At 63.2% G+C, this 24,928-nt stretch carries 25 protein-coding genes, 1 tRNA gene, 1 other RNA gene and 1 pseudogene; 14 read left to right on the plus strand and 14 right to left on the minus strand.

What is annotated here, in order from left to right; genetic code table 11:
- Positions 1–183 precede the first annotated feature (183 nt).
- From HNQ60_RS15810 to yjgA, 3 genes are all read right to left on the minus strand, one after another.
- The gene (locus HNQ60_RS15810) at positions 184–1,269 is read right to left on the minus strand and encodes a 5-(carboxyamino)imidazole ribonucleotide synthase (RefSeq protein ID WP_184333468.1); all 1,086 of its coding nucleotides are present in this window, start codon (positions 1,267–1,269) and stop codon (positions 184–186) included.
- Positions 1,266–1,769, minus strand: a complete 504-nt coding sequence (purE, locus tag HNQ60_RS15815) for a 5-(carboxyamino)imidazole ribonucleotide mutase (protein WP_184333469.1) — start codon at positions 1,767–1,769, stop codon at positions 1,266–1,268. Before purE ends, HNQ60_RS15810 begins: the two co-directional genes overlap by 4 nt.
- 214 nt (positions 1,770–1,983) lie before the next feature.
- Positions 1,984–2,496 (minus strand): ribosome biogenesis factor YjgA, encoded by a 513-nt coding sequence (yjgA, locus tag HNQ60_RS15820; RefSeq protein ID WP_184333471.1) that lies wholly within the window; start codon positions 2,494–2,496, stop codon positions 1,984–1,986.
- Positions 2,497–2,574: 78 nt separating this feature from the next.
- On the opposite strand from yjgA, the gene pmbA reads away from it, so the two are divergent.
- Complete coding sequence (pmbA, locus tag HNQ60_RS15825; RefSeq protein WP_184333473.1) at positions 2,575–3,945, plus strand: metalloprotease PmbA; 1,371 nt, start codon at positions 2,575–2,577, stop codon at positions 3,943–3,945.
- Between the two features lie 30 nt (positions 3,946–3,975).
- Here pmbA and HNQ60_RS15830 read toward each other — a convergent pair whose 3' ends face one another.
- The 3 genes from HNQ60_RS15830 to HNQ60_RS15840 form a co-directional block, all read right to left on the minus strand.
- Positions 3,976–5,313, minus strand: a complete 1,338-nt coding sequence (locus tag HNQ60_RS15830; protein ID WP_184333475.1) for a YihY/virulence factor BrkB family protein — start codon at positions 5,311–5,313, stop codon at positions 3,976–3,978.
- Between the two features lie 66 nt (positions 5,314–5,379).
- On the minus strand, positions 5,380–6,429 hold the full coding sequence (locus HNQ60_RS27570) for a sensor histidine kinase (RefSeq protein ID WP_184333477.1): 1,050 nt from the start codon (positions 6,427–6,429) through the stop codon (positions 5,380–5,382).
- Positions 6,430–6,506: 77 nt separating this feature from the next.
- Complete coding sequence (locus tag HNQ60_RS15840; RefSeq protein ID WP_184333480.1) at positions 6,507–7,406, minus strand: phosphoribosylaminoimidazolesuccinocarboxamide synthase; 900 nt, start codon at positions 7,404–7,406, stop codon at positions 6,507–6,509.
- Positions 7,407–7,517: 111 nt separating this feature from the next.
- Between HNQ60_RS15840 and djlA the strand changes: the two genes are divergently transcribed.
- Together djlA and rpe are read left to right on the plus strand one after the other, a co-directional pair.
- Positions 7,518–8,357: a co-chaperone DjlA gene (gene djlA / locus HNQ60_RS15845; protein ID WP_184333482.1), complete on the plus strand. Its 840-nt coding sequence runs from the start codon at positions 7,518–7,520 to the stop codon at positions 8,355–8,357.
- A 16-nt stretch (positions 8,358–8,373) separates the two neighbouring features.
- Complete coding sequence (gene rpe / locus HNQ60_RS15850) at positions 8,374–9,051, plus strand: ribulose-phosphate 3-epimerase (RefSeq protein ID WP_184333484.1); 678 nt, start codon at positions 8,374–8,376, stop codon at positions 9,049–9,051.
- A gap of 187 nt (positions 9,052–9,238) precedes the next feature.
- On the opposite strand, the pseudogene crp reads toward rpe, so the two are convergent.
- Positions 9,239–9,874 (minus strand): annotated as a pseudogene (gene crp / locus HNQ60_RS15855) (cAMP-activated global transcriptional regulator CRP); the annotation flags it as partial.
- A gap of 109 nt (positions 9,875–9,983) precedes the next feature.
- Positions 9,984–10,604, minus strand: a complete 621-nt coding sequence (gene coq7 / locus HNQ60_RS15860; RefSeq protein WP_184333816.1) for a 2-polyprenyl-3-methyl-6-methoxy-1,4-benzoquinone monooxygenase — start codon at positions 10,602–10,604, stop codon at positions 9,984–9,986.
- A gap of 201 nt (positions 10,605–10,805) precedes the next feature.
- On the opposite strand from coq7, the gene rplM reads away from it, so the two are divergent.
- The 4 genes from rplM to HNQ60_RS15880 all read left to right on the plus strand — a co-directional run bounded on the left by rplM (position 10,806) and on the right by HNQ60_RS15880 (position 12,856).
- Positions 10,806–11,234: a 50S ribosomal protein L13 gene (gene rplM / locus HNQ60_RS15865; RefSeq protein WP_184333488.1), complete on the plus strand. Its 429-nt coding sequence runs from the start codon at positions 10,806–10,808 to the stop codon at positions 11,232–11,234.
- Positions 11,235–11,248: 14 nt separating this feature from the next.
- Positions 11,249–11,641, plus strand: a complete 393-nt coding sequence (gene rpsI, locus HNQ60_RS15870) for a 30S ribosomal protein S9 (RefSeq protein ID WP_184333490.1) — start codon at positions 11,249–11,251, stop codon at positions 11,639–11,641.
- A 24-nt stretch (positions 11,642–11,665) separates the two neighbouring features.
- A tRNA-Gln gene (locus HNQ60_RS15875) sits at positions 11,666–11,739 on the plus strand.
- A gap of 109 nt (positions 11,740–11,848) precedes the next feature.
- Positions 11,849–12,856, plus strand: coding sequence for a quinone-dependent dihydroorotate dehydrogenase (locus tag HNQ60_RS15880; protein WP_184333492.1), 1,008 nt, complete (start codon positions 11,849–11,851; stop codon positions 12,854–12,856).
- Between the two features lie 16 nt (positions 12,857–12,872).
- Here HNQ60_RS15880 and rpiA read toward each other — a convergent pair whose 3' ends face one another.
- From rpiA to HNQ60_RS15910, 6 genes are all read right to left on the minus strand, one after another.
- Positions 12,873–13,529, minus strand: coding sequence for a ribose-5-phosphate isomerase RpiA (gene rpiA, locus HNQ60_RS15885; RefSeq protein ID WP_184333494.1), 657 nt, complete (start codon positions 13,527–13,529; stop codon positions 12,873–12,875).
- A gap of 302 nt (positions 13,530–13,831) precedes the next feature.
- Positions 13,832–14,302, minus strand: a complete 471-nt coding sequence (locus HNQ60_RS15890; protein WP_184333496.1) for an EVE domain-containing protein — start codon at positions 14,300–14,302, stop codon at positions 13,832–13,834.
- Positions 14,303–14,345: 43 nt separating this feature from the next.
- Complete coding sequence (locus HNQ60_RS15895) at positions 14,346–14,957, minus strand: 5-formyltetrahydrofolate cyclo-ligase (protein WP_221304223.1); 612 nt, start codon at positions 14,955–14,957, stop codon at positions 14,346–14,348.
- A gap of 72 nt (positions 14,958–15,029) precedes the next feature.
- Positions 15,030–15,215, minus strand: a non-coding RNA gene (gene ssrS / locus HNQ60_RS15900) — 6S RNA.
- A gap of 112 nt (positions 15,216–15,327) precedes the next feature.
- Entirely contained in the window at positions 15,328–15,636 is a 309-nt protein-coding gene (locus HNQ60_RS15905) for a cell division protein ZapA (RefSeq protein WP_184333500.1), read from the minus strand.
- Positions 15,633–15,863, minus strand: a complete 231-nt coding sequence (locus tag HNQ60_RS15910) for a TIGR02449 family protein (RefSeq protein ID WP_221304224.1) — start codon at positions 15,861–15,863, stop codon at positions 15,633–15,635. The genes HNQ60_RS15905 and HNQ60_RS15910 overlap by 4 nt, the downstream gene beginning before the upstream one ends.
- Before the next feature lie 103 nt (positions 15,864–15,966).
- Here HNQ60_RS15910 and HNQ60_RS15915 point away from each other — a divergent pair, with 103 nt between their 5' ends.
- The 7 genes from HNQ60_RS15915 to HNQ60_RS15945 all read left to right on the plus strand — a co-directional run bounded on the left by HNQ60_RS15915 (position 15,967) and on the right by HNQ60_RS15945 (position 24,926).
- Positions 15,967–16,569, plus strand: a complete 603-nt coding sequence (locus HNQ60_RS15915; RefSeq protein WP_184333502.1) for a UPF0149 family protein — start codon at positions 15,967–15,969, stop codon at positions 16,567–16,569.
- A gap of 20 nt (positions 16,570–16,589) precedes the next feature.
- Positions 16,590–17,897 carry an aminopeptidase P N-terminal domain-containing protein gene (locus tag HNQ60_RS15920; RefSeq protein WP_184333504.1) on the plus strand — a complete coding sequence of 436 codons (1,308 nt, stop codon included), beginning with the start codon at positions 16,590–16,592 and terminating at the stop codon, positions 17,895–17,897.
- Positions 17,894–19,123, plus strand: coding sequence for a 2-octaprenyl-6-methoxyphenyl hydroxylase (ubiH, locus tag HNQ60_RS15925; protein ID WP_184333506.1), 1,230 nt, complete (start codon positions 17,894–17,896; stop codon positions 19,121–19,123). Before HNQ60_RS15920 ends, ubiH begins: the two co-directional genes overlap by 4 nt.
- A gap of 2 nt (positions 19,124–19,125) precedes the next feature.
- Positions 19,126–20,367, plus strand: a complete 1,242-nt coding sequence (locus tag HNQ60_RS15930; protein ID WP_184333508.1) for a UbiH/UbiF/VisC/COQ6 family ubiquinone biosynthesis hydroxylase — start codon at positions 19,126–19,128, stop codon at positions 20,365–20,367.
- A 128-nt stretch (positions 20,368–20,495) separates the two neighbouring features.
- Positions 20,496–21,608 carry a cyclopropane fatty acyl phospholipid synthase gene (gene cfa / locus HNQ60_RS15935; protein ID WP_184333510.1) on the plus strand — a complete coding sequence of 371 codons (1,113 nt, stop codon included), beginning with the start codon at positions 20,496–20,498 and terminating at the stop codon, positions 21,606–21,608.
- A gap of 39 nt (positions 21,609–21,647) precedes the next feature.
- The gene (locus HNQ60_RS15940) at positions 21,648–23,318 is read left to right on the plus strand and encodes an acyl-CoA dehydrogenase family protein (protein WP_184333512.1); all 1,671 of its coding nucleotides are present in this window, start codon (positions 21,648–21,650) and stop codon (positions 23,316–23,318) included.
- A gap of 69 nt (positions 23,319–23,387) precedes the next feature.
- The gene (locus HNQ60_RS15945; RefSeq protein ID WP_221304225.1) at positions 23,388–24,926 is read left to right on the plus strand and encodes an inactive transglutaminase family protein; all 1,539 of its coding nucleotides are present in this window, start codon (positions 23,388–23,390) and stop codon (positions 24,924–24,926) included.
- Positions 24,927–24,928: the final 2 nt, after the last annotated feature.

Raw genomic sequence — 24,928 nt, forward strand, 5'->3', positions numbered from 1 at the left:
GTTGCTGGCGCCGGTGCCTTGGCCCGGACCGCAGGCGTCCGGCAGTGTACGGGCATCGGTTGCGCGATACAAAAAACGGCCCGAAAGCCGCGTCCGGATGGGATCTGTGTCACGTTGCCGGCCCGCCGCGCCGATGGTCCTCGGACCAATGGTCCGCACACTATGGGGCTCGTCTATACGCGTTCAACTGGTCTTAAGTTTCATCAGGGAACGCAATGCACGGTCGCGGGCGGCGGCGGAGGTCGCCGTCACGGTGCAATGGCCGATCTTGCGGTTGGGGCGCGGCTCCTTGCCATAACCATGGAAGTGCACGCCGGGCACCGTCAGCACGCTGGCGATGTCGGGCATCGTGCCGATGAAATTGAGCATGGCCGAATGGCCGATGGGTTCGGTGCTGCCCAGGGGCAGCCCGAGGATGGCGCGAACGTGGTTCTCGAACTGGCTCGTCTGCGCGCCTTCGATCGTCCAGTGCCCGGAGTTGTGCACGCGGGGCGCCATTTCGTTGGCGATGAGCTTCCCACGGCGCACGAAGAACTCGATGGTGAGTACCCCCGCGTAGTCGAAGTGCTTCAGCAGCCGTTTCAGATACGTCTGGGCCTGCTTCTGCAACGAGGCGTTGGTGTACGGAGCCGTCGTGTATCGCAGGATGCCGGCGGAGTGGGTGTTCGCGGAAAGGGGATAGCAACGCATTTCGCCCTTCGTGCTGCGCACGCCGATGATCGAGACTTCGCGACTGAAGTCGACGAAGCCTTCATAGATCAGCGGGACGGTGCCCAGTGCTGTCCAGGCCTTTTCGATGTCGGCGTCTTCGCGCAGGAAGTACTGGCCGCGGCCGTCATACCCCAGTCGACGCGTCTTCAGTACGCCGGGAATGCCGATGCGCTTCGCGGCGGCGCGAAGATCGTCGAGGCTGTCGACTGCTGCGAACTGCGGTGTCGGGATCTTCAGCTTCCCGAAGAGGGTCTTCTCGTGCAGGCGGTCCTGCGAAGCACCGAGCGCATCGACAGGAGGCAGGAAGGGACGTTTCCGTGCGATCTCGCGTACCGCATCGACCGGGACGTTCTCCACGTCGAACGTGATGATGTCCACTTCTTCCGCGAGCCGCGCGAGCTGCACCGGATCATCGAAAGCACCCTGAAGGATGCGTCCCACCTGGGCGCCAGGTGCATCTTCGCTCTGGTCGAGGAACACGAACCGCTGACCGAGCGGATAGCCTGCCAGTGCCAGCATGCGTCCGAGCTGGCCGGCGCCGATGATGCCGATCTTCATGACTGGCTGGACGTGACCGCGGGATCGGGGTGAGCGAGGACGCTTTCGGTCTGATCGCGGCGGAACTTGTCGAGGGCCTGCTGGATCGGCGGGTACTTGTTGGCCAGGATCGCGGCAGCGAGCAACGCGGCATTCGTCGCACCGGCTTGTCCGATCGCGAGCGTGCCCACGGGAATACCCGCCGGCATCTGGACGATCGACAGCAGGGAATCCATGCCATTCAGGGCTTTCGATTGGACGGGCACACCCAGCACCGGGAGCGTCGTCTTGGAGGAGGTCATGCCCGGCAGATGAGCGGCGCCGCCTGCACCCGCGATGATGACCTCGATACCGCGATCGCGAGCCGTGCTTGCGTATTCGAACAGCAGGTCGGGAGTGCGATGCGCGGAAACCACGCGCGTTTCATAAGTGACGCCGAGCTTGCGCAGCGTATCCGCCGCGGGCTGAAGCGTTTCCCAGTCCGACTTGGACCCCATGATGATGCCGACGAGAGGGTTCATGGGCGCGGAGTGTACAAGAAGGGGATGGCGGATAGCGGATGGCGGATGGTCAGGGGCGCGCGATTCGGGGCAAGGAGGCAGTCCCCCGGGGCGCACGGGATGCCGGACGTTGTCCGGCAGGATGCTTCGCATGACGTCCGGCTAAAGCCGGACCCACAGAGTGACCAGCCTCCTTCCGCCCAGTCACCATCCGCTATCCGCTATCCGCTATCCGCTACCTGCTATCTACTTCTCGCAGCTTGCGGAACAGCTCGCGAGACGCGCGGGGCGGGAGTTTTTCGCGGTGCTCCCGGTTCGCCTGATCCGCCAGGGTGGTCAGTTCCGACAGGGCGGCGGGGTCGATCGGATGTTCGCTTTCCTTCACGAACTGGTCCAGGGCCGGGCGGCCTTCGCGGACGATCCGGTCGCGCCATTGTTCGACGCGCCGGAAACGCATCGTCCCGGCCCGCTCCCGCTCACGCCGCAGCTGCATGGCCGCGCGAATCGGTTCGGCATCGATTTTCCGCATCAGCTTGCCGATGTACTGCTTCTGCCGATACAGACCGCCATGCGCGGTGATGCGTCGAGCAAGCGTCACGGCATCGCGGAGGTTCTCCGGCAGTGGCAGCGCGTCGAATTCGCTCTGGGGCAGGTCGATCAGAGCTTCCCCCAATTCCTGGAGGTCGTCGCTCTGGCGCTTGCGCAGGCTCTTGCTGGGCGGCTCGTCCTGGTCGTCTAGATCGGTCATGGGTGCGGAGAATAGTTCGCCGCACTGGATTGCAAAAGCGTCGGGATGCCGCGAGCACCCGCCTGATAAGATCGGCCCATGTCCGAACGTACTTCCATAGCATCCTCAGGCCAGAATTCCGGCCAGGGCCCGGACCAGCGCGCCCTCGAATCACTCGTGCACCTGGCCATCGAAGAGGCGGGCCGCCTTGGCGCTACGGAGTCCGAGGCTGCTGTCAGCGTCGACACCGGGCTGTCAGTGACCGCCAGGTTGGGGGAAGTGGAAACGCTCGAGTACCAGCGCGATCGCGGCATGGGTGTCACCGTCTACCGCGGCAAGCGCAAGGGTTCGGCAAGCACCGCGGATCTGAGCGATCGCGCGATTCGCGAAACGGTCGCGAAGGCTTACAGCATCGCGGGATTCACTGCCGAAGACGACTGCGCCGGGTTGCCCGATCCAGACACTATCGCCCGCAATATTCCGGACCTCGATCTGAGTCACCCGTGGAGCATCGAACCCGATGCCGCGCGGGACATGGCGGTTGCGTGCGAAGCGGCAGCGCTGACTCTCGACAAGCGCATCACGAATTCCGAAGGCGCGAGCCTGTCGAGTCACCAGGGATTGCGCGTCTATGGCAATTCGCTGGGATTCGTCGGCGGCTATCCGAGCACGCTGCACAGCCTGAGCTGCGTGGTCATCGCGCAGGACAAGGACGAAATGCAGCGCGACTACTGGTACAGCTCGGTCCGCGACTGGCGCGACCTCGAGCAGGGTGACCACATCGGCAAGACAGCAGCGCAACGCGCGTTGCGCCGACTCAATGCGCGCAAGCCTGCGACGACGAGTGCACCGGTGCTCTACGTGCCGGAGTTGGCGCGCGGGGTAATCGGGCATTTCCTCGGCGCGGTTCGCGGCGGCAGTCAGTATCGTCGTGCGTCGTTCCTGCTCGATGCAGCGGGTCAGCAGGTATTTCCGGACTGGATGAACATTTCCGAGCGTCCGCACATCCCGAAAGCGCTGGGCAGCGCACCGTTCGACAGCGAAGGTTGCACGACTCGCGATCGTGAGCTGGTCGCGAATGGAGTACTCGACGGGTACATCCTCGGTACCTATTCAGCGCGAAAGCTTGGGCTCAAGACCACCGGTAACGCGGGTGGCGTGCACAACCTGATCGTCAGCCACGGCCCGGACGATTTTGCGACGCTGGTCCGCAAGATGGATCGCGGGCTCGTCGTCACGGAGCTGATGGGGCAGGGCGTGAACGGCGTTACAGGCGACTATTCGCGCGGCGCGGCCGGCTTCTGGGTCGAGAACGGCGCGATCGCGTATCCGGTCCACGAGTTGACCATCGCAGGCAATCTGAAGGACATGCTCCGCAATATCGTCGCAGTCGGCAGCGACGTCGACATGCGCGGCGGCGTCAGAACGGGATCGATCCTCGTGGAGCGGATGACGATCGCGGGAGAGTGAGGCGCGAGAGCGGCGAATTCTTCCGTATCATCAAGCTGTCTTGCCCGCTTTCTCGCTCTCGCTCTCGGTCACCAGGTCCCGCACCGTCCGGTCCTTCAGGCTGTCGCGCAGCGCGGCCTCCGCGTGCTTAGCGGCTTGCACAGCGGGTGCGATATCGCGGATCCGGCTCAACCGGGACCCTGACGTTTCGTAGCGGATCGCGTCGATCACGTCGCAGAGACTGATGCATGCGGGGTCGCGCGCCGGCAACCATGTGTCGTCTTCAGCGACGACCAGCAACTGCTTCTGTTCCAGTGCATTCACGATAGGCCCCAGCGCAGCCCCGGGTAGTTCCAGGTGTTCCGCGAGACTGTTCGTGGTCCAGCGCGGTTTGGGTGTGCCGTAGTCCTGCACGATGAGATACATGATCGACAGAGCGACGCGTTCGCGAACGCTCGAGCTCAGCTTGATCTCGCCGCGACCGGGTCGCAGGTACTGCGGATTCTGGATATAGAACGCGAGCTGTGCGCCGAGCAGCAGAATGAGCCAGGACACGTAGATCCAGATCAGCGCGAGGATCACGATGGCGAAGCTCGCGTAGATGACCATCGTGCCGCCGGAGGATCGCACGAACGAGGCGAAGATCGCTCCCATCGCCACCCAGGCCAGGCCGCTGACCGCGCCTGCGATGAATGCCGCTCTCAGCTTCACGCGCGTGTTCGGAATGAATCCATACACAAACGTGAAAGCGCCGATGACGAGTGCATACGGTGCCGCCCTGCCCAGCATGATGAGAATCCAGTCGAACGGCTGGTAGTGCGACAGCGTCGCCACGATCGAGCTCTTGCCCATGGAGCTGAGCAAGCCGACCGCGGCGACGATCACCGCGGGGCCGATCACCATCACGCTCAGGTACTCGCTGAACCTGCGGCCGAAGCTGCGTGGCTTGTCGACGCGCCAGACGAAGTTGAAGCTTTCCTCGATCTTCTGAACCATCGAGATCACGGTGTAGATCAGGAAGATCAGGCCGATCGAGCCGAGCACTTCCCCGCGAACGTTCTCTACGAACTTCATTACCTGGTCGGTGATGTCATAGGCCTTGTCGCCGAGGGGCTCCAGGAAGGTGTAGAGCACCGGTTCGAGTTCGCGATGGAAATTCAGGCCCTTCAACACCGAGAACGACAGTGCAACGAGGGGCACGACCGAGAGCAGGGTCGTGTAGACGAGGCTCATCGCGCGCAGCGTGATCATTTCGTCGCGCAGGATGTCGCGAATCAGCGCGTAGGCGTAACGCAGGACGCGTGAGAGCTGCCAGATCGGCTTGCCGATGACGGAGTCCGGCGGCTCGAAAAGCCATTGTTCGAGGCGTGCGGTGAGCGCGCTGATCATGGTGTCAGCCTGACACGCTGGTCAGGAGCGGGCAAGCTGGGAAGTCACGGCCCGTCGTGAGAGCGATCACTGCGATTCGAGCGTGAAGTAGAAGGTCGCTCCCTGATCGGGGTGCGCTTGTGCCCAGATGCGCCCGCCGTGCCGTGCGATGATTCTCTGCACGGTCACGAGACCGATGCCGGTGCCGGGAAATTGCGAGTCGGGATGCAGCCGCTGAAACGGGCCGAAGAGTTTCGACGAGTATGCCATGTCGAAACCCACACCGTTGTCGCGTACGAAGTAGACGAGCCCACGCTCGCCGGGCTGCGAGCCGACGGTGATCTGCGCATGCGGGCTATGCGCTGTGTACTTCCATGCGTTGTCGAGCAGGTTCTCCATCGCGATCCTGAGCAAGCGCGTGTCGCCGTGAACATCCATGTCGGGCTGGATACGCAGATCGACTTGCCGTCCCTGATACCGATCGCGCACGTTTGTCGCTGCTTCGGACGCAATCTGGGTCAGGCTCGCGGCGCGCGGCACCAGTTCGCTGCGGCTGATGCGGGACAGGCTCAGCAGGTCATCGATGAGTGCCGACATGCGCAGGCTGGCATCGCGAATCCGGCGCAGGTAGTCGAGCGATTTTTCATCGAGGCCCGCAGGGGCGGTCTCCTGAAGGATCTGGCTGAAGCCCGACATGCTCCGCAACGGCGCCCGCAAGTCATGCGACACGGCGTATGCGAACGCTTCGAGCTCACGATTCGCTGATTCGAGCTGCAGGGTCCGCGCGGCCACGCGTTGCTCGAGCTCGGCGTTCATGCGCCGGACTTCGTTCTGCGAGTGAACCAGGGCGTGCGTCGAGACCTGCGATCTGCGTTCGTACTGTTTCAGCAGCAGGTAGATCATCACGGCCGAGCCGAAGACGAACAGCCAGCCCTTGAACGTCTGCAGCCGCAGGATCAGATCAGGATCGAGGCGCATCCACACGAGGAGGCGATCGGTCAGGAAAATCCAGAGAACACCGACGGTGAGATACACGAGTGCCACGGTGCGTGGCATGTGCCTGAGACGGCGGGAAGGCGCCACGAGCGCGAGTTCGCGCGGGTCGGGAGTCGATTTCACCGAGCCTGTTTCGGTCACTTGCAGTCCTCTTCGGCCATGAACCGCATCGATGATCAGCCCGGGCGGCCCGCGATCCCGCGCACCGCCGTTCGAAATCATTCCGTCAGGCGGCGTAGCGCCTCGGCATATTTTTCGCTGGTCTTCGCGATGATCTGCGCCGGCAGCGACGGGCCCGGTGCGCGCTTGTTCCAGTCGAGCGTTTCGAGGTAGTCGCGCACGAACTGCTTGTCGAAGCTCGGCGGGCTGCTGCCGGGAGCATACGTGTCCATGGGCCAGAAGCGCGAGGAGTCGGGCGTCAGCGCCTCGTCGATCAGCGTGAGATGGCCTGCTTCGTCGACACCGAACTCGAACTTCGTATCGGCCATGATGATGCCGCGCTTGAGCGCGTGCTCGGCGGCGAAACCATAAAGCGCGAGCGCGCTCGCGCGAATCTGTTCGGCGAGCCCGTTGCCTACCGTCGCGACGACTTTCTCGTAGCTGATGTTTTCGTCGTGCTGTCCCTGCGGCGCTTTGCTCGATGGTGTGAAGAGCGCCTGCGGCAGCTTGTCGGCCTGACGCAGTCCGTGCGGCAAAGTGATGCCGCAGACGATGCCGGTCTGCTGATAATCCTTCCAGCCCGACCCGATGAGATAGCCGCGCACGACAGCTTCGATCGGCAGCGCCTTCAGCCTGCGGACGACCATGCTGCGATCGGCGATCAATGCACGCTCGGCGGGATCCGGCACGGCACGCTCGAGGGGGAAATCCGTCAGGTGATTCGGGATGATGTGTCGCGTTTTGTCGAACCAGAAACGCGAGATGCGGGTCAGTACGCTGCCTTTGCCGGGAATGGGATCCGGCAGCACGACGTCGAACGCGCTCAGGCGGTCGGTCGTCACGATGAGCATGTGCTGATCGTCGACCGCGTAGATATCCCGCACCTTGCCCTGGTGAATTCGCTTCAGGCTCTTGAGGTTCGACTGGAGCAATGGCGGGGAAGCGGTTGTCGCGGACATCTGGAAGCCTTGCGCGTGGACGTACCGTAAGAAATTCGCGGTCCTGGCGACCGGGCCGCTGCTACCATGACCGTGCCTGCAGCGGGCCCGCGATTGTCGCAGCGGCCCCGGATGGCTTCAAGATTCATGGGATCGAACCCGAGGGCAGACGAGCGAATGATGTGGCAGGGCAAGGCATTGGGAGCTGTGGTGGGCGTGTTCGCCGCAGGTCCGGTCGGTGCATTGTTCGGCACGTTCATCGGGCACTTGTTCGACGTGGAAGCCGAAACGAGGCTGCGCAGCGCGCGACCTCGGGAAGCGGCGCTGGGCGTGCAGGAGGCATTCTTTCGCGCGACCTTCCAGGCCATGGGGCGTGTCGCGAAGGCCGACGGACGCGTTTCGGAAGAAGAGATCCGCGCGGCCCGCGCCATGATGAACGAGCTCAGGCTCGGCGAGCGCGAGATCCGCTTCGCCATCGAGTTGTTCAACGAAGGCAAGTCTCCCGAGTTTCCGCTCGAGACGGCCCTGCAGCAGCTGTATCGCGTCTGTCGCAATCGCCCCGACCTTTGCCGCATGTTCGTCCAGATCCAGTTGCAGGCTGCCCTGTGGGGCGGTGGGCTGAATCCTGCTGCGCGAAAAGTCCTGAGCCGGGTTTGCGAGGCGCTCGATGTCTCAGCGTACGAGCTCGTGCAGATGGAAGCGTTGCTGCGGATGCAGCAGTCGGCACATCAAGCGCACGACACACGCGCTGCCGCAGATCGGGTTGCGCAGGCTTATGAAGTGCTCGGTGTCGCGGCGAACGCCTCGGACTCGGAGGTCACAAAAGCCTATCGCCGTCTCATGAACCAGAATCATCCCGACAAACTGCACGCGAAGGGCCTGCCGGAGTCGATGATGAAGATGGCCGAGGAAAAGACCCGCCAGATCCGTGCAGCCTACGAAGTGCTGCGCGACGCGCGCGGAATGAAGTGAGAGGAGAGTCGATCCCATGTCTACGCCCTGGATAGCTCCATCGATCCTGTCTGCGGACTTCGCGCGGCTCGGTGAAGAAGTGCGCGCGGTGCTCGATGCAGGCGCCGATGTCGTCCACTTCGACGTCATGGACAATCACTACGTCCCCAATCTCACGATCGGGCCGCTCGTATGCGAGGCGTTGCGCAAGTACGGAATCACCGCGCCGATCGATGTGCATCTGATGGTGAAGCCGGTCGATCGCATCATTCCCGATTTCGCGAAGGCGGGAGCGACGTGGATTTCATTCCACCCCGAGGCCAGCGATCACGTCGACCGGACGCTCGGATTGATTCGCGAACACGGCTGCCGGCCGGGGCTGGTCTTCAATCCCGCCACACCGCTGAACTGGCTCGACCACGTGATGGACAAGGTCGACATGATCCTGATCATGTCCGTGAACCCGGGGTTCGGCGGCCAGAAGTTCATTCCTTCGGCACTCACGAAGCTCAAGGAAGTTCGCGAGCGCATTCGCGCGAGCGGTCGCGAGATCCGGCTGGAGATCGACGGCGGCGTGAAGGGCGACAACATCCGCGAGATCGCCGCGGCGGGTGCGGATACGTTCGTGGCGGGATCCGCGATCTTCGGCGCGAAGGACTATCGGGCGACGATTGCGGAGATGCGGGCGGAGATAGCGAAGGCGGGGCAGGGCTGACAACGGTCACTGGCAGCCGCCAAGGCCCGGGATTCGACGATCCCGGGCTCAGGCGAGAATCTTATTCTTCGTCGTCGTCATCGAAATCGTCATCGTCTTCATCATCGACGCGGCGATTGTTCGTCACCGGACCACGACCCGCGGCGGCTGCGGCAGCAGCCAGCGGCGGCTTCGTCTTCATCTTCGGGCGAGCGCCGTAGACCACAATGGTCTTGCCGGTGGCGCGCAGCAGGCCCTGGTCTTCCAGCACCTTGAGCACGCGGCCCGCCATTTCGCGCGAGCATCCCACCAGTCGCGAGAGTTCCTGGCGGCTGACCTTGATCTGCATGCCTTCCGGATGCGTCATCGCATCGGGCTCGCTGCACAGATCCATGATTGCGTGAGCAACGCGGCCGGTGACATCGACGAATGCGAGATCGCCGAGCTTGCGGTTGGTGCGATCGAGTCGGGTGGCGAGCTGCGTGGCGAGTTCGAACACCAGGCCCGGGCTTTCGGCGGCGAGCTGGCGGAAGCGGGGATAGGTCATTTCAGCGAGTTCGCACTGCTGGCGCGTACGTACCCAGGCGCTGCGCGTGGGCTGTTCGTAGAACAGGCCCATCTCACCGAAGAACTGACCCTTGTTGAGGTAGGCGAGCACCATCTCGTTGCCTTCCTCGTCTTCGATCATCACTTCGACCGAACCGCTGACGATGTAGTACAGAACGTCGGGAAGATCACCCGCGTGGATGACGACCGTCTTGGAAGGCACCGTGCGGATGCGGCAATAGCTCAGAAACCGGTTGATGGCCGGTATGTCGCTCAATGGCCTTGCGCCCTCTTCCATACTCACCCCTGGGGTTTTATGCGTGTGACCAGACAAAATGCAGTGAATTCTCTTGCGCGCCTTTTAATACAGTCTACAGCTTCACCGCAAGTTTTTGATTATTGAGCAACTAGATCCTGTAGGCCGTGCGTGTCATGACCTTCGCCGTGAGCTTCATCAGCGAGCGCGCCAGCCTGGGCAATTCCGCACCGCCGGCCTGCATTGCATTGTGTCCGTGGCGTGTTTCGTCCGCACTCATCTGATCGATGATCGCGCGAGTACGCATGTCCTCATTCGGCAGCCGCTGAAGGTGACCGTTGAGGTGGTCAACGACCTGCTTTTCGGTCTCGGCGACGAAGCCGAGGCTGGTGCGATTGCCGGCGAGCCCCGCGAGCACCCCGATCGCGAACGACCCTGCGTACCAGAACGGATCGAACAGACTCGTCCGGCCGCCCATCTCCTGGACCCGTTGCGAGCACCAGGCCAGGTGGTCGGCTTCCTCCCGACCGGCCTCGAGCAGCGAGTCACGTAGGGCTTCGTCGGTGGCGACGAAAGCCTGTCCTTGATACAGGGCCTGGGCAGCGACCTCGCCGGAATGGTTCACCCGCATGAGGGCGGCGACCTCCCGGCGATCGGCGTCGGATTCGACGGTTTCGGGAAAGCTTTCGGCCGGGTAGGGCCGGGCGGCTTTCCCGGCTCCGAACAGGGTCCGTAACCCCTGGTCGACGGGTTCGATGAGCCGGTCGATCAGGGAAAGTACCCGGTCCTGGCCGGGTGAAGCAGGCTGGGCCTTAGACATGGGGCTCATTATATATGTCGGCTCCCGACGCCGGCCCGGTGCGGGATGCCGGTCTTGACCGGAGCCGGTCCGAATGGTTTGCAATGGCTGGAGTCGTCCTTTAGACTTGCCGCCCTTTCCGCCCCCCTGGGCGAGATTTTCCCGGAGAATTCAATGAGAACCGTATTCGCCAACGAGGCTACGGTGCGCCGTGATTGGTACGTGGTCGACGCGACGGGCAAGACGCTGGGCCGTCTGGCCTCGCAGCTCGCGATGCGTCTGCGTGGCAAGCACAAGGCTTCCTACACGCCGCACGTGGATACGGGCGACAACATCATTGTCCTGAACGCGGGCAAGGTGCGTGTCACGGGTCAGAAGCTGACCGACAAGTTCTATCATCATCACACCGGCTACATGGGCGGCCTCAAGACGACGAGTCTCGAGAAGCTGCTGGAGAAGCACCCGGAACGCGCGATCGAATTCGCGGTGAAGGGCATGCTCCCGAAGAATCCGCTCGGCCGGAAGATGTTCAAGAAGCTGCACGTGTTTGCCGGTGCCGAGCACCCGCACACCGCCCAGCAGCCCAAGGCGCTCGAGATCTAACAGGCGATATTCACATGGCAGTTTCGACGAATTACGGCACCGGCCGTCGCAAGACCTCCACCGCTCGCGTGTTCCTGCGCCCGGGCAGCGGCAACATCACGGTCAACGATCGTCCGCTCGATGAATTCTTCGGCCGCAAGACGGCCCGCATGATCGTGCGTCAGCCGCTCGAAGTCGTGCAGCTCGAGACCAAGTTCGATGTGAAAGTCACGGTCAAGGGCGGTGGCACCACCGGCCAGGCCGGCGCTATCCGTCACGGTCTGACCCGCGCTCTCATGGAATACGATGAGACCCTGCGCAAGACGTTGCGCGATGCAGGCTACGTCACTCGCGATGCACGCGAAGTCGAACGTAAGAAAGTCGGTTTCCGCAAGGCACGTCGCGGCACGCAGTTCTCGAAGCGTTAATCGCTTCGGCTGCAGGTCGGCTTTTGGGGGATCGTCTAGCGGTAGGACTACGGACTCTGACTCCGTCAACCTAGGTTCGAATCCTAGTCCCCCAGCCAAAAACGAAAAGGCCCGCTTCTGCGGGCCTTGTCGTTTCTGGCGTCCGGCAACGGCCGGAAAACCTGGAAGCTGCTCGCGGAGCAAGCTCGCTGCCCGAATCGGATGATCATGCCTTCTGGTCTCTATTCCTCCCTGCGACCCTTCCTGTTCACGCTGCCTCCCGAGCGGGCACACGCACTCGCTCTTTCGTCGCTGCGGATCGCTCATCGATTGCGAGTCGTGCGACGTCCGCGTGATGACGATCGTGAAGCTGGCACGTTCATGGGTCTGCGATTCCCGAACCGCGTCGGCCTCGCCGCTGGTTTCGACAAGAACGCCCGCTACATCGATGCGCTCGGATCGCTCGGGTTCGGGTTCATCGAAGTCGGTACCGTTACGCCACGGCCGCAGACCGGGCAACCACTGCCGCGCCTCTTCCGCCAGCCGAAGCATCGCGCGCTGATCAATCGCATGGGCTTTCCGAATGATGGTGCGGATGCCGTTGCCGCGCGGTTGGTCCGGCGACGTTATCCGGGTGTGCTCGGGGTCAACATCGGGAAGAACGCCTCGACGCCGATCGAACAGGCAATCGACGACTACGTATCCTGCTATCGGCTGCTCGCTCCGCATGCCGATTACGTTGCCGTCAATGTCTCGTCACCGAACACGCAGGGACTGCGACAGTTGCAGCAGGTCGATCAGCTGCGACCGATTCTCGAAAGCCTTCGCGAGGAAGGACAGCGTCTCGAAGCGAAGCGGGGCAGGCACACTCCTTTGCTCGCCAAGATCGCACCTGACCTGAATCCCGATGAACTCACTGCGATTGCGATGCTGCTGATCGATCTCGGGGTCGATGGAGTGATCGCCACGAACACGACGTTGAGCCGTCCCGCGGGACTCGAAGACAGTGAGAAGGGCGGGTTGAGCGGTGCTCCGCTGCTCGAGTTGTCTCGCAATGCGATCCGGCATCTGAGGACGCAATCGAAGAATCGACTGGTCATCATCGCCGCGGGGGGAGTTCTGTCCGCGGACGATGCGAGAGGGTCACTGGAGGCCGGTGCCGACCTGGTTCAGGTGTACTCCGGTCTCATCTACCGCGGTCCGGCGCTCGTTCGTGAGGTACGAGACGCCCTTTGATCGTGAGTCTGGTGCTTCAGGGCAACACTTTCGCCCCTGCATCCGTTCCCAGGATGAGGACATCGGCGGGGCGGTGCGCGAACAACCCTACGGTTACGACACCCGCGATCTGATTGATCCTCGTTTCGAGGCCGACAGGGTCGGTGATCGACAGATCGTGCACATCGAGGATCTGATTGCCGTTGTCGGTGATCACATTCTCGCGCCAGACGGGCTCTCCCCCCAGCTTCGCGAGCTGTCGAGCGACGTACGAACGCGCCATCGGGATGACTTCGACCGGCAAGGGGAACTTGCCGAGCACGTCGACGAGCTTGGAATCGTCCGCAATGCACACGAAGCGTCGGGATGCGGCCGCAACAATCTTCTCCCTCGTCAGCGCGGCACCCCCTCCCTTGATCAGGCGCAGTTGCGGGTCCGATTCATCGGCGCCATCGACATAGACGTCCAGGTCACCCGCCGCGTTGAGGTCGATCACATCGAATCGATGCTTCTTCAGGCGCTCGGTCGAGGCCTCCGAACTCGATACAGCACCCCGAATGCGCACGTTTCGCGCAGCCAATGCGTCGATGAAATGGTTCACCGTCGACCCGGTCCCGACACCGATGATGGTGTTGTCATCGATGTAGGCGAGGGCGGCTTCGGCTGCAATCCGCTTCTTCTGATCGGCGTTCATGGCGTTACGGCTCGTGGGTGATGCAACGTGCAACGTGCGTTTGAGGCTTGTTTTCCAGGGTCCGCAAACGACTGTGCCCGCTTTCGCGGGCACAGTCTTCATCTACATCAACAAGAAGAGAACTTACTTCTTCTTGGCAGCCTTCTTCTTGCCGCCCTTCTTCTTTGCTGATTTCTTAGCTTTAGTTGCCATAGTCATTAATCTCCATGTCGAGTTAGTCCGGGCGCAGTATATACATAAATTGAAAATGGCTAGCAAGAGGTGTATGCGAAATTGTTGTTTCGTTCACACCGCGACGCTCATCAGATCGATGTGGCGAGTGATGCGATGAACTCGAATTCCGACTTCGTCACCGGCGTCACCGAGAGTCGATTGCCTCGCTTCAGCACGATCATGTTCTTCAGTTTGCCCTTCTCGTGCTTGCGAAGTTCCTCGAGGGTCACGACCTCATCGAACTTCTTCTCGAGCTTCACATCGACGCAGTACCAGCGCGGGTTGTCGCGCTTGCTGTCGGGGTCGTAGTGATCGTCCTTCGCATCGAAGGCGGTCGGATCGGGATAGCCTTCGCGAACGACCTTCACGATGCCCGCTACACCGGGCACATCGCAGCTCGAGTGATAGAAGAAGGCGAGGTCGCCGTTCTTCATTTCACGCAGGAAATTACGGGCCTGGAAGTTGCGCACGCCATCCCAGCCCGACGTGCTTTTCTTGGCGGCGGCCAGGTGGTCGATGCTGAAGGTGGAGGGCTCGGACTTCATCAGCCAGTAGTTCATGGGTGCCTCTATCGTTCGTCAGGGCGTTCGTCAGGGTCGTTCTTCAGGGACGCAGGCGTGCCGTCGGATAGAAGCCGCGTTCGGTGACGACGGCATCGAGCGGAACGTCCCAGGGTTGGGGTTCAAGTTGCGCAACACGTTGGAACTCGTAGGCGACGCCGATGAGTCTGGGTCGTCGCCAGCGCCGACCGTACCTCAGGTGCGCGAGCGAGCGATCGTAGAAGCCCGCTCCGCTGCCAAGTCGCCATCCGCGCGCATCGACTGCAACGAGTGGGAGGAGGATGACGTCGAGTCGACGTACCGGGGTGCTCATTGCGTCTCGATGAGGCTCGAGGATGCCGAACCGGTTGCGCCGCAATGCGCGTCGGTCATCGAACCGCACGAATCGCATCAGTCCGGCATCGGCGCGAGTGACGGAGGGCAGGTAAACGTTGCAACGCTGCGATCGCGCTCGTGCAAGCGTGGGTCCAAGGTCTACTTCGCCGCGGTGCGCGATGTAAGCGGCCACATGCGCACCCCGGCGCAGGACCCGTAGTCGGTAGAGGGATTGCGCGATCGCGTGCGCTGCGGCCATCCGCTCGCGTTGTGAGAGATCGCTGCGGCGTCTGCGCATCTCGCGTCGCAGACGCTCGCGCTCAGGTATCGACGTGGTCACCGCGACGTCGCCGGCTGGGACGTCGCGGTCAGGTGGGATCGGATGAGAGTCGCTCATCCGCGAAAGAGGGCGGCGCCCCCCGCCTGTGCCGGTGGTGCCATTGCTCTCGACACGGAGCAATAGGTGGGGTGCAGCCACGACAGCTCAGGCTTCCCGTCGAAGACGGACATGCACAATGCCGGCGTGAGACCGAACCCCGTGGGTATTAACGTTAGGGTCGAGAGGTAACCCGACACCTGTCGTACACCGCAGGCGGCGCCATAGAGACGGATCGCTGTCAAAGAACCATCGACCGAACAACGATTCGCGACGATCCCGGTTCCGTAGCTCACAAAAGTGAGCTAGCGGACAGCTAACAGATCGATGCGCGTCACAGGTCCAGCTGCTGACCCTTGGCCAGTGCTGCTTCGACCCTTTCGCGCATCTGGCGAACACGGGGGGCGGTTTCGCTACCGGCACCCTGCCGCTTCACCTTCAACAATTCGTTCGAGAGATTCAGCGCGGCCATCACCGCGATGCGATCCAGGCCGATGATGTTCCCGGCATCGCGGATCTCGCGCATCTTCTCGTTCAGATACTCGGCGGAGTCCAGAAGTTCCGAGCGCTCTTCGGGCAGACAAGCGACCTGGTATTCCTTCTCCAGGATCCGGACACTGACCCGAACGGCTCTCTCAGTCATGCGCCATGCTCCATCGCTTTCAGGCGACCGATCATCGCCTCCACGCGGGTTCGGACCTGCTCGTTCTTCTGCAGCAGGGTTGCGCGTTCGGTCGTCAGGCCGTCGAGACGCTGTCGCAGCGCCCGATTCTCTTCCTTGAGCTGAGTCACCATCGTGACCAGTTCTCCGAGCCGCTGCTCGAGGAGTTCCAGTTCCTGATTCGCCGACATGTTTCTGGATTCGCTCACGCGCGTGATTATGCGACCGCGGTACAGGTCGGTCAAACGAACGATGGGGCAGTGCGACTGCGCATTCCGCGGCGCATTGCGCGGCCAGTGCTAACATAACCCCATGTTGCAGGTCACATTCCCCGAGATCGTCAAGGCGATGCAGAGTGTCGGATCGGCGGTGCCCGTCGCGGAAGGCCACGGATGCCTGTGCGGCGCGCTCTGCATCACTCAGGATTACTCGCTCGACCGGTGGCTGGAAGAGCTCGTTCCCGTCGAAGAAGGCGCGGTGGTGCCGGATGACGTCGGCCAGGTGATGAAGCTGCTCTACGCCGACACGGTGCGGGCGTTGCGCGGCGAGGACATGGATTTCCAGCCGTTCCTGCCCGATGACGATGTGAAGCTCGAGCAGCGGACCGCGGCGCTGTCGCAATGGTGCCAGGGGTTCCTCTATGGCCTGGGCAGCGTCCGCAAGATCGACGCCGAGAACATGCCGCGCAGCATCGACGAGGTCCTGGTGGATTTCACGAACATCGGGCGCGCGGAAGTCGAGCCCGGCGTCGAGTCCGAAGAAGACGAAGAAGCCTATGTCGAAGTCGTGGAATACGTGCGTGCCGCAACGCAGCTGATTCACGACGAGCTCGAAGGAGTGCGGTCGGGCGACGAGGAACCGCGGTCGGTCGAGAGCGACGACTTCGATGAATCGGACGACGACCTCCAGCACTGAAATCCCGCCACGAGTACTGCATGCGCAAAGCCGAGTTCGTTCGCCGCCGTCGTGAGCTGATGAAGATGATCGGGAAGGGTGGCATCGTCATCCTGCCCGCGGTGCCGGAGGTGCCCCGCAACAGCGACGTGCTCTACCACTACCGGCCCGACAGCGATTTCTTCTACCTCACCGGATTCGGCGAGCCCGAGTCGGTGGCGGTCCTCGTCCCGGGGCGGCCTCATGGTGAATACGTCCTCTTCGTGCGCGATCGTGACCCGACCCGCGAGACCTGGGACGGTCGTCGCGCCGGTCCCGAAGGTGCGACGCGGGACTATGGAGCCGACGATGCATTCCCCATCGGCGATATCGACGACATCCTGCCGGGGCTGATGGAGAACTGTTCCCGCGTCCATTACACGATGGGCGTGCACCAGGACTTCGATCAGCGCGTGATCGGGTGGGTGAACCGGCTCAAGTCGCAGGCGCGGACCGGCGTTCAGCCCCCGCAGGAGTTCGTTGCGTTGGATCATCTGCTGCACGACATGCGTCTGTACAAGGCGAAGCCGGAAGTCGAGGCCATGCGGCAATCGGCACGGATCGCCGTCGCGGCGCACAAGCGGGCGATGCAGTTCACGCGGCCGGGACGCATGGAATACGAGGTCATGGCGGAATTGCTGCACGAGTTCCGGCGCAGCAATGCGGACATCTCCTACCACCCCATCGTGGGCGGGGGAGCGAATGGCTGCATCCTGCACTACCACGAGAATTCGGATGAGCTGAAGGATGGCGAGCTGCTGCTCATCGACGCGGGGTGCGAATACGAGCTCTATGCATCCGATATCACGCGGACGTTCCCGGTCAACGGCCGGTTCACGCCCGAGCAGCGTGCCCTCTACGAGGTCGCGCTGGATGCACAGTACGCCGCGATCGAGAAAGTGAAGCCGGGCAACCACTGGAATGAGCCGCACGACGCCGCGGTGAAGGCCATCACGCAGGGTCTCGTGAAGCTGGGCATCCTGAAGGGCAAAGTGCCGGCGTTGATCCGCGACGGCGCCTATCGCAAGTTTTACATGCACCGCACCGGTCACTGGCTCGGCATGGATGTGCACGACGTCGGCGACTACAAGGTCGGCGAACAGTGGCGCGTGCTGGAGCCGGGCATGGCCATGACGGTCGAGCCTGGTATCTACATTCCGGCCGGCACAACGGGCGTGGCCAAGCGTTGGTGGAACATCGGCATCCGGATCGAGGATGACGTCGTCGTGACCTCCAATGGCAATGAAGTCCTCACGGATGGCCTGGTCAAGGAAGCCGATGCCATCGAAAAGCTGATGCAGGCAGCATGAAAGTCGACGTAGCCATCGCGGGCGGCGGACTGGTCGGTGCGAGCCTCGCGCTCGCGCTGTCGAGCCTGAAGCTGAAGGTCGTCCTCATCGAGGCGCATCCCTTCGGCAGCACGGATCAACCGAGTTTCGACGATCGAACCACGGCGCTCTCCAATGGCAGCCGGCGGATCTTCCAGGGCATCGGCGTATGGCCCTTGCTGGAGCGCGAGGCCACGCCGATCCGACGGATCCACGTTTCGGATCAGGGACGCTTTGCGTTCGCCCGCATCGATGCGCAGGAGCAGAACCTGCAGGCGCTCGGTTTCGTCGTGATCAATCGAATCATGGGTGCCGCCCTGTGGCGGCGGTTGCAGGAAGAGGCGGTTGCGATCCTGGCGCCGGCGAAGGTCATGTCTTCCGAGCTGAAGGATGACGGCCGCGAGATCACCTGCGAGGTGGGGAGCGAGGCTACTGTCACCGTTCAGGCCAAGCTCGTCATTGCCGCCGACGGGGCGCGCTCGATCGTGCGCGAGTCCGCCGGGATCGGCTCGACGACGTGGGATTACGGCCAGCATGCGCTCGTCACCAACGTGTTCACGCAGCGCTTCCATGACTACGTCGCGTACGAACGCTTCACACCGGAAGGGCCGATCGCGTTGTTGCCGATGTCAGAAGGCCGATGCGGCTTGATCTGGACCTTCACGCCGGATGTCGCCGCGCGGATGACCGGGCTGGCCGATGGCGCCTTCCTCGAACGATTGCAGCAGGCGTTCGGATTTCGTCTCGGACGCTTCACGAAAGTGGGATCGCGTCAGCTGTATCCGCTTGCGCTCACCCGAGCCGACGAACACGTCGCGCCTCGCCTGGCAGTCGTCGGGAATGCAGCGCAGGCCTTGCATCCGATCGCGGGCCAGGGCTTCAACCTGGGGCTGCGCGACGCTGCAAGCATCGCCGAGGTTCTCGCCGATGCACTGGCTGAGCGGCGCGGGGACGAAGAGTTCGACGCGGGAGATGGCTTGCTGCTCGAGCGCTATCGCGAGTGGCGCAGCGCGGATCGGCAGAAGATCGTCGGGTTCACCGACGGCCTGGTCCGTCTGTTCTCGCAACCGTTCGGACCCGTGAAGCTGGCCCGCAATCTCGGAATGCTGGCGTTCGACCTCATGCCCTCTGCGAAGGATGCACTGTCCCAGCTTTCGTTGGGCGCAGCGGGGCGGATTCCACGACTGGCCCGCGGCGCGAAGCTCTGACGATGAGAACTGACTTCGACGTTCTGATCATCGGCGGCGGCATGGTAGGCGCGTGCCTGGCCGCGCTCATGGCGAATGACCGCGAACTTTCGCGGTTGCGTATCGCGCTGTTGGATGCGAATCCGCCGACGATGCCGCCGGCGGGCACGGATGTGGATCTGAGGGTCTCAGCGATTTCCCGAGCATCGCAGCGCATTCTCGATTCGGTTGGCGCCTGGTCCCGCATTCCCGCACAGCATGTGTCGCCCTACTCGCAGATGACGGTGTGGGATGGGGCCGGCCGACCGCACAGCCCGGGATCGATCCATTTCTCGGCGAGTGCGACGAGCGAACCGGACCTCGGTGCTATCGTTGAGAACCGCCGCCTGCAGTGGGCGATCTACGACTCCTCGCCGATGCGCCAGGTCACCGTGCTTCGCGCCGAGCTCAAGCAGCTTGCGATCGAGAACGATCACGCGGCGGTTACGCTGGCCGATGGGCGAACGATTTCCGCCAGCCTGATCGTCGGTGCGGATGGCGCGGATTCTCTCAGCCGCAAGCTGGCCGGCATCGAGACGTCAGGGTGGAGCTACGAACAGCGGGCCTTCGTGACCCACGTAGCCACGGAATATCCTCACGCCCACACAGCATGGCAGCGATTTCTGTCCGCGGGACCGATCGCGTTCCTGCCGCTCGCTGATGGCCGCAGTTCCATCGTATGGACGACAACGCCTGAACACGCGCAGCAGCTTTGTGAATGTCCCACCGACGTATTGGGCCAGCAGATTGCGGATGCGATCGACGGCGTGCTGGGGAAAGTGGCTGCGACCGGGCCGCGAGGGGCGTTTCCGTTGCGGCTGATTCATGCAGTCTCCTACAGCGCGACGCGATTCGTTCTTGTAGGGGATGCCGCACATGCCGTGCATCCGCTGGCAGGACAGGGCGTCAACCTGGGCTTCCTCGACTGCGCGGCGCTCGTCGAGATCCTCGCTGCCGAGGCGCAGGCGGGAAGCAGCGCTTCGGTGCTGGGCGAATCGCGCGTACTGCGTCGTTATGAGCGATGGCGCAAGAGTGAGAACACGATCGCGCTGGGGCTCATCGATGGACTCAACCGCCTCTTCAGCAACTCGAGCGCGACGCTCAGCTGGCTTCGCAGGACGGGGCTTTCCGCCGTCGACCAGAGCGCAACGGCGAAACGCTTCCTCATCGGCAGGGCGATGGGCATCGCCGGCGACACGCCTTCGATCGTCCGACGGATCAGATAGACGAAAAGCTGCCGGCGATCTTCGGCGCAGCCGCGTAACTTGACACCGCGGGGAGGCGGCGCGACGCTCGGAAGCAACGTCGTCGACGCGAGAGCATCGATAGCGGTCTTCCATGAGCTCACCCCTCTATGAGTTCACATCGTGCAGCTGTCGAATCGTTGTTAGAAGGGACCGGCGTCGCGCTCGACGGTCATGCCCCGTGGGATATCCAGGTCAAGGATCCGGGATTCTTCCGTCGTGTGCTGTCGCAGGGATCGCTCGGCGTGGGTGAGGCCTACATGGACGGCCAGTGGGAATGCGAGCGGCTCGATGAAATGCTGTTCCGCGTCTTCCGTGCGCATGCGGAGAGACATCTTCCCACCTTGCGCCAGATGTGGGCCGCGATCACTGCTTCGGTCCGCAATCCGCAGACACCGCGCCGCTCCTTCAAGGTCGGCGAGCAGCACTACGACATCGGCGACGATCTCTACGAGCACATGCTCGACTCGCGGATGATCTACAGCTGTGCCTACTGGAAGAATGCGCGGACGCTGGAGGAGGCGCAGGAAGCGAAGCTCGACATGGTCTGTCGCAAACTTCGACTCGAGCCGGGCATGACCGTGCTCGATATCGGCTGCGGATGGGGCGGCGCCGCGCAGTTCGCGGCCGAGCGTTACGGCGCGAAGGTGACGGGAGTCACGGTCTCGAAGAATCAGGCAGCGGCGGCTGTCGAGCGGTGCAAGGGCCTGCCGGTGGCGATCCTGCTGGAGGATTACCGCGCGCTCACCGGCCGGTTCGATCGCATCTATTCGCTCGGCATGTTCGAGCACGTCGGTTTCCGCAATCACCGCACGTTTTTTTCGACCGCCGCTCATCTGCTGGAGCCGCAGGGGCTGTTCCTGCTCCACACGATCGGCAGCAACTCATCGCAGGAAGCGAACGACCCCTGGATCGAGCGCTATATCTTTCCGAATTCGCTCCTGCCGTCGATTGCGCAGATCGCCACCGCCGTGGAAGGCCTGTTCAACGTGGAGGACTGGCATTCGTTCGGCCCGCACTACGACAGGACGCTGCTCGCCTGGCACGAGCGGTTCCGTGCCGCGTGGCCGCAGCTCGCCGCGAAGTACAGCGAACGCTTCCGCCGGATGTGGGAGTTCTGGCTCCTCTCGTCCGCGGCGGCCTTTCGTGCGCGGCGCATCCAGTTGTGGCAGATCCTGCTTTCGCCCCATGGGATCGCTGGCGGCCTGGCCGAGGTCCGCTGAGCGCGTATCCTTCCGAGCCTGGACAGGCGGGCCGCATCCATGTCGACGAACATCTTCATCCAGTCTCCGCCGCGGATCGGCAATCAGTATCGCGACGACGCGCTGCTGAAGTCGTGGCTGCGGCGCAAACTCCCGGCGGACATGCTCCGGGAGATCGAATCCGAGCTCGATTCGATGGGCGAGCTCGCCGGCGGAGAGCTGTACGAGCTGCAGTTGCAGGATCGGCTCCGCGAACCGGAGCTGACCCAATGGGATGCCTGGGGCAATCGAATCGACCGGATCGAGGTGACGCCGCTGTGGGCGCGGGCTGCGCAGGTCGCGGTGCGCAGCGGCCTGATCGCCATCCCTTACGAGCGGCGCCATGGTCGCCATTCGCGCATCCACCAGTTCGCTCTCGTGTATCTGTTTCATCCATCGTCGGACGTCTACACCTGTCCGCTCGCGATGACCGACGGCGCAGCGAGAACGCTCGGCGTATCCGGGAACGCAGCGCTGGCGGCACGAGCGATTCCGCGGCTCACGAGTCGCAATCCAGCGGACGCCTGGACGAGTGGTCAATGGATGACGGAGTCGACCGGCGGATCGGACGTCGGTATCTCGTTGACGCAGGCGCGACACGGAGACGATGGTCGCTGGCGACTGTATGGCAAGAAGTGGTTCACATCGGCAATTACGTCGCAGATGGCGCTGACGCTCGCCCGGCCTGAGGGGAACGGTCCGGGCGGCTCGGGCCTCGCAATGTTCTACGTCGAGACGCACGATCAGGCCGGCGGGCTCAACGGCATTCGTGTCGAGCGACTGAAGGACAAGCTGGGCACGCGGAAGGTGCCGACGGCCGAGCTGCTGCTCGACGGTGCCGTCGCGGAGCTGGTCGGCGACACACGCAACGGAACCCGCAACATCGAGCCAATGCTCGTTGTCACGCGCGCATGGAACAGCGTGACCTCCGCCGCCTTCATGCGGCGCGGTGTTGCGCTGGCGAAAGCGTATGCGGGTGAGCGGCGCGCATTCGGCTCATCTCTCGAGGACCTCCCGCTTCATGTCGATACGCTGGCCGGTCTCGAAGCGGAGACCCGCGCAGCGACGTTGCTGGCCTTCGAATTGGTCGAGTTGATGGGGAGGCTCGAAGCGAACGAGATGGGTGACCATCAGCGTGCGCTGCTGCGATTGCTGACGCCGATCGCAAAGCTGCTGACGGCGAAACAGGCTGTCGCGGTGACCAGTGAAGCGATCGAGGCTTTCGGGGGCGCCGGATACGTCGAAGACACAGGCTTGCCGGCCTTGCTGCGCGATACGCAGGTCCTGCCGATCTGGGAGGGGACGACCAACGTGCTGGCGCTCGATGCGCTGCTGCGCGGAGATGCCGCATCGGGACTGCGGGCGCTCATCGAGCGGGTGGCTCAATGCCGTTCGCTCGCAACCGATGCGCGGCTAGGGGAGCTTGCGGCTCAGGCCGCGGCAGCGCTCGATCACGTCGTCGAATGGTTGGGTCGCAACGGCGAAGCAACGTCGCTGCAGGCCGGCGCCAGGCGCGTTGTAATGACCATCGGTCGCGCATGGCAGCTCATGCTGCTCATCGAGCATGCCCAGTGGGAGCTGGACGCTGGCAATGATCGCACCGGAATCGCGGCCGCCAGTCGTTTCGCCGCGTCACCGGTCGACCTGCTCGCCACGATTCCGCTCGAAGACTCGCGCTCCCTGCTGCGCTGAGCACGCTCTTGCGCTTCGCGCTGTCGTAAGTTTGAGACAGCGCCGCAAACCCGCTACGCTCTCGTCCGCTTGAATAACCGTCACATCTACTTCCTGGCCGCCGTGCTGACCGTGCTGGCGCTGTCCATGTTCGCGTACAAGGCGAAGATGCTCGGCTTCCCCGTCATGCCGCAGCAGCAGACGCAGATCTGGACGATCGAGGCCGCGGTCTCGTTCACGCCCGGTCCCGCGGCGGTGAAGGCGACCCTGCGAATCCCGTCGCTCACCCCCGGCTACTCGTTGATGGACGAGAACTTCATCTCCCGAGGATTCGGAGTCACGACGCGTCCAGCGGCAGCGGGTCGTGAAGCTCAATGGGCAGTGCGTGAAGCCAGTGGGCCGCAGACGGTCTACTACCGCGCGGTCGTGTATCGCGATCCGACTCGTCAGGCCGAAGACACCACTCCGGCGTTCCCCGAAGCACCCAAGCTCGATGAGGCATCGCGCATCGCGATGGAGGGTCTGATCGCTGACGTGCGCCGCCAGTCGGCCGACGTCGCGAGTTTCACGACCGAACTGCTCCGGCATATCGGGCAGGGGCAGAACGATCCGTATATCCGGCTGTTTCTCGATCGGACCGCGACACCCTCCGATCGCGCGCATCTAGCGACGATATTCCTCGCCGGTGCACAGATTCCGGCGCGCATCGCCCATGGCGTGAATCTGAGGGATCGTGCGGGCGCGGTGCAGCCCGAAGTGCTGCTCGAAGTCCATGACGGCGTGGAATGGTTGTACTTCAATCCGCAGACCCTGCAGCAGGGCCTGCCGCCCGATTTCCTGATCTGGTGGCGCGGCGATGAAAGCATCGCGAGCGTGGAAGGCGGCTCGGGACTCGATGTAACGGTTGCAGTTCAGCAGAGCCTGCTCGATTCCATGCTCGTGGCCGAACGAAGGGCGGAGCGCAGCGGGTCGCACTCGGCGGAGTTTTCACTCTTCTCGCTGCCGATCGCGACGCAGGCGGTCTATACCGTCCTGCTGATGATCCCGATCGGTGCGCTCGTGATCATGTTCCTGCGCAACTTCATCGGCCTGAAGACGTTCGGTACTTTCATGCCCGTGCTGGTGGCGCTCGCGTTTCGCGAAACGCGGCTGGTCTGGGGCATCGTGCTGTTCGCGATCATCGTGTCGCTGGGCCTGCTGATCCGCTTCTATCTCGAGAAGCTGCGCCTGCTGCTGGTACCGCGATTGACGTGCGTGCTGACGGTCGTCGTGCTGCTGATGGCGGGCATCAGCGTATTGAGCCACCGCCTCGGGCTGCAGCCCGGCCTGTCGATTGCGCTGTTTCCGATGGTCATCATCTCGATGACGATCGAGCGCATGTCGATCGTGTGGGAAGAGCGCGGCGCGTATGAGGCCATCCAGGAGGGTACAGGCAGCCTGATCGTCGCGGCCGTTGCGTACCTGGTGATGGGCATCGCCTGGCTCGAGCACCTGATCTTCGTATTCCCGGAACTGCTGCTGCTGGTGCTCGCGGCCGCGCTGCTCGTCGGTCGCTACACCGGCTACCGCTTGCTGGAACTGCGCCGCTTCAAGGCGCTGCAGGAGGATGGTGCGAGGGCCGAGACATGATG

This window comes from Povalibacter uvarum, assembly GCF_014202975.1.
GTDB classification, from domain to species: Bacteria; Pseudomonadota; Gammaproteobacteria; order Steroidobacterales; family Steroidobacteraceae; genus Steroidobacter; species Steroidobacter uvarum.

What these genes read in the sequence shown, in the direction of transcription:
- rpsI (WP_184333490.1), top strand. Translation starts at nt 11,249, where the DNA reads ATGGCAGTTTCGACGAATTACGGCACCGGCCGTCGCAAGACCTCCACC.
- purE (WP_184333469.1), bottom strand. Translation starts at nt 1,769, where the DNA reads ATGAACCCTCTCGTCGGCATCATCATGGGGTCCAAGTCGGACTGGGAA.
- djlA (WP_184333482.1), top strand. Translation starts at nt 7,518, where the DNA reads ATGGCTTCAAGATTCATGGGATCGAACCCGAGGGCAGACGAGCGAATG.
- rpiA (WP_184333494.1), bottom strand. Translation starts at nt 13,529, where the DNA reads ATGAACGCCGATCAGAAGAAGCGGATTGCAGCCGAAGCCGCCCTCGCC.
- pmbA (WP_184333473.1), top strand. Translation starts at nt 2,575, where the DNA reads ATGTCCGAACGTACTTCCATAGCATCCTCAGGCCAGAATTCCGGCCAG.
- HNQ60_RS15830 (WP_184333475.1), bottom strand. Translation starts at nt 5,313, where the DNA reads ATGATCAGCGCGCTCACCGCACGCCTCGAACAATGGCTTTTCGAGCCG.
- HNQ60_RS15810 (WP_184333468.1), bottom strand. Translation starts at nt 1,269, where the DNA reads ATGAAGATCGGCATCATCGGCGCCGGCCAGCTCGGACGCATGCTGGCA.
- HNQ60_RS15880 (WP_184333492.1), top strand. Translation starts at nt 11,849, where the DNA reads ATGCCTTCTGGTCTCTATTCCTCCCTGCGACCCTTCCTGTTCACGCTG.
- HNQ60_RS15940 (WP_184333512.1), top strand. Translation starts at nt 21,648, where the DNA reads ATGTCGACGAACATCTTCATCCAGTCTCCGCCGCGGATCGGCAATCAG.
- HNQ60_RS15840 (WP_184333480.1), bottom strand. Translation starts at nt 7,406, where the DNA reads ATGTCCGCGACAACCGCTTCCCCGCCATTGCTCCAGTCGAACCTCAAG.
- HNQ60_RS15915 (WP_184333502.1), top strand. Translation starts at nt 15,967, where the DNA reads ATGTTGCAGGTCACATTCCCCGAGATCGTCAAGGCGATGCAGAGTGTC.
- yjgA (WP_184333471.1), bottom strand. Translation starts at nt 2,496, where the DNA reads ATGACCGATCTAGACGACCAGGACGAGCCGCCCAGCAAGAGCCTGCGC.
- rplM (WP_184333488.1), top strand. Translation starts at nt 10,806, where the DNA reads ATGAGAACCGTATTCGCCAACGAGGCTACGGTGCGCCGTGATTGGTAC.
- rpe (WP_184333484.1), top strand. Translation starts at nt 8,374, where the DNA reads ATGTCTACGCCCTGGATAGCTCCATCGATCCTGTCTGCGGACTTCGCG.
- HNQ60_RS15905 (WP_184333500.1), bottom strand. Translation starts at nt 15,636, where the DNA reads ATGACTGAGAGAGCCGTTCGGGTCAGTGTCCGGATCCTGGAGAAGGAA.
- HNQ60_RS15920 (WP_184333504.1), top strand. Translation starts at nt 16,590, where the DNA reads ATGCGCAAAGCCGAGTTCGTTCGCCGCCGTCGTGAGCTGATGAAGATG.
- cfa (WP_184333510.1), top strand. Translation starts at nt 20,496, where the DNA reads ATGAGTTCACATCGTGCAGCTGTCGAATCGTTGTTAGAAGGGACCGGC.
- HNQ60_RS15930 (WP_184333508.1), top strand. Translation starts at nt 19,126, where the DNA reads ATGAGAACTGACTTCGACGTTCTGATCATCGGCGGCGGCATGGTAGGC.
- HNQ60_RS15890 (WP_184333496.1), bottom strand. Translation starts at nt 14,302, where the DNA reads ATGAACTACTGGCTGATGAAGTCCGAGCCCTCCACCTTCAGCATCGAC.
- ubiH (WP_184333506.1), top strand. Translation starts at nt 17,894, where the DNA reads ATGAAAGTCGACGTAGCCATCGCGGGCGGCGGACTGGTCGGTGCGAGC.